Source organism: Arthrobacter sp. 2MCAF14 (assembly GCF_052115645.1).
GTDB lineage: Bacteria > Actinomycetota > Actinomycetes > Actinomycetales > Micrococcaceae > Arthrobacter.
The window spans coordinates 1-1,668 of sequence record NZ_JBFRHB010000096.1; the positions used below are offsets into that span (position 1 = coordinate 1).

Annotated in this window: 1 protein-coding gene; it reads right to left on the reverse strand. The window is 65.0% G+C overall.

Annotated elements, in window-relative coordinates:
* Window positions 1-151: 151 nt before the first annotated feature.
* Window positions 152-1,546, reverse strand: coding sequence for an IS1380 family transposase (locus AB4074_RS24725; RefSeq protein WP_441415737.1), 1,395 nt, complete (start codon window positions 1,544-1,546; stop codon window positions 152-154).
* Window positions 1,547-1,668: the final 122 nt, after the last annotated feature.

Here is a 1,668-nt window from a genome sequence, read left to right on the forward strand (position 1 = left end):
AGCCTCGATCCACCGATGTGCCCGGGCTGATGATTTGAATCCGGTTCGGCTCGTTGTGCGGGCAGGGAGCATGCTGGGGTGCCAGGCCTCGCTGCCCTTCGGTGTTCCACTGTTGGTCCTGGTTGCGCCGGGTGGCTGGGTGGGCGGGAGTTCAGGCAGGTTGCAGCCGTGGGTAGAGGTGGTCAAATAAGGCCTGCCATGGTCTTTGCCAGGGCCACGCTTCGGGCAGGTGGAGCAGGGTGCGTCGGGCGCTGGTGGCGATCCTGGCCGGGACGTGGATGAGTTTGCGGCGGATCGTGCCGGTGCGGGCCTTACCGAAGGGCCCGGCTGAAAGGATCCCGGCGGCGCGGGTGAGGTTGTAGGCTATGACCGCGGCGACCAGCCAGGCCGAGTTCGCCGCAAAAACACCTGAAGGCAAATGAGCCAGCGCGCTGTCCTTCAGATCGGCGTTGACCTGCTCAATAATGGCGTGTTTCCTGTGGATCTTGTCTGCCGCGACGGTGTCAAGAAGTTCGGTGTCCACGGTGGTGAAGAACGCGTGGTGCCGGTGCGTGTCGAACAGGGTTTCCTGCCCGTCGGCGGTTTTCGGGTTCAGCTCCGGGATGCGGCGGACCACCAGCCGGCCGGTGATCTGCTCGGCCTTTTTGCGGGAGCTGAACGCCGTGAACACTGTCTCGGCGACCTCGGCCTTCGAGACCCAGGTGTTGGTGGTCTCATCGAAGACCGCGTCGGGGTATTCGATGGTTTTCCACGCCGTCTCCGGGATCCCGGCGATGGCCCGTTTCACGGCCGGGTTCATGCGCACGGTCACCGAGACGGCCGCCCCGTCGGCCAGGGCGGCGGCCACCGAGTCATGGCCGTAGAAGGCCGAATCGAAGCGGCAGAGCACCCGGCCGCCGGTCTGCAGACGCTTGAGCGTGGACAAGGCATCGGTAATCAAACGCTTGGCTCCGCGGGCGGAGTTCACCGCTCCCTTCCGCAGCCGCTGGGCCGCGATGACCGGGACGGTGTCCTTGGTGGAGACGGTGGCCAGCAGTGCGTTCAGGCCCCGGACCCCGGAGTACCCGTAGCCAGAGCCCTGCTTGGCGTAGCCGTGGACCTCGATGATCGTGTCATCGAGGTCCACGAACACGAAGTCCTCCGGGCCGGGACGCCCGAGCAACGGGGCCCGCGACACAAGGTTGGCCAGAAAGCGGGACGCGACCGCGTCCAGTTGGCGTACGTGCCCGAAGGTGAAGGACCGAAGGAACGAACCCAGCGTCGAGGGCGCGTAGCAGGTGGTGAAGAGCCGCTTCATCCCGCCGTGGCGCAACAAGGCCATGTCATCGATTGAGTCCGCGCCAGCGACCATCCCGGCCACGAGCGAGGCGAGCTTCAACCCGGCGTTCGCACCCTTGTCCGTTGGCACGCTCAGCCACTCATCGGCCAGTTCCTGCAGACCGGCGTCCCGGGCCAGGGTCATCACCGGCAGCAGCCCGGCAGCCGACACGAGGTTCGGCTCGTCGAAGGAAACCGACACCGCGGCAGGCTTGTGGGAAACTTTCATCTACGAGATGCCTCTCTTTTCGGTGGTCAATGTGCTCTAGACAAGCTCCATTTTCCTCGAAAAGACGGGCATTCTCGGTTTAAACCGCCGCCCGCGTCTCGATCATCATCGGTGGATCAAGG